Here is a 942-nt window from a genome sequence, read left to right as displayed (position 1 = left end):
CTGCCAATCCGGTGCGTGGAAAGGCAGTCAAAAAGCCACACAAAAAAACTGTAAATGGGGGGCACGAACAAGCCAAGATTTAGGGCCATTCATCTACGGAAACAACTTTAGCATTTGTCCTATTGGATTTTATATGGCAGGCATGGCCATAGATGCAACGTCAGTTGGGGCGCAGGACTGGGATTCTGGATGGCCATATTGTTGCGAACTATGAGCCTGCCAATCCGGTGCGTGGTCGGGGGGTGAAAAATCACAGGGCGCGTTGTGTGGTTTTGCCTCAGATGACCACATGTCTGGTAATATTAATATCTATCTTTGTCAGGGACACAATCCTTCTATTTCTTGTCCTCAAGACTATGTTAAATCGAGAATTTTTCAGGCAGACTCAAACTTTTTGTACTCCTGTGTAATCACTAAAAGCTTATCTGGGGGATAGTTTTGCCACTTTTGCATTTGATATTGCTTACCCCGCTTTAATGATGAACATTACGGCAATGTTTTTAGGCCGGTTCTCATCTGCAGTAGGCACTTGTTTGGAAGCGTCCAGCCCAATCACAGAGTGATACCACCCTTGGAAGCTACCGCTCACAAGCGCTCCATTGCGTTGGATGTAATAAAATGAACCTGTAGGAATGTCAGTGCTGTAATCAAACGTTTTAAAGTGACCGCTAATATTACGTATGGCATCGTTCTGAGCAGATAAGATGCTGCGTGAAGCGTCTGTATCGACGCTGGCGCCATTGTCCCATCCGCGAGGAAAGTAACCCCTAAAATCCGGCACATGGCCAGAGGCATAGAGGCTGGCAAGTACAGGATTTTGCGGGATATTAAATGTCTGTCCATTCAGCTCCAGCCAGCCATCTGGAGGGTTCGAAGTCCCCCACATGGTGATGGTGCCGGGCTGAACGGATGAGATGGATTTCCACGCACCGGATTGGCAGG

2 protein-coding genes are annotated in these 942 nt (G+C 47.6%); one reads left to right on the top strand and one right to left on the bottom strand.

All coding sequences use genetic code 11. The features are described 5' to 3' along the window. Positions 1-214 (top strand): hypothetical protein (locus ACKQAD_RS20250; RefSeq protein ID WP_409161755.1); only part of this gene is annotated, 214 nt, incomplete at its 5' end. A 249-nt stretch (positions 215-463) separates the two neighbouring features. Here the strand turns inward: ACKQAD_RS20250 and ACKQAD_RS20245 are convergent. Beyond that, positions 464-942 (bottom strand): phage tail protein (locus ACKQAD_RS20245; protein ID WP_409161754.1); only part of this gene is annotated, 479 nt, incomplete at its 5' end.

This window comes from Pectobacterium artocarpous (assembly GCF_046159765.1).
Lineage (GTDB): Bacteria > Pseudomonadota > Gammaproteobacteria > Enterobacterales > Enterobacteriaceae > Pectobacterium.
Note: the sequence above shows the minus strand (reverse complement) of the source record. Positions and strands in the feature narration are given on the sequence as shown.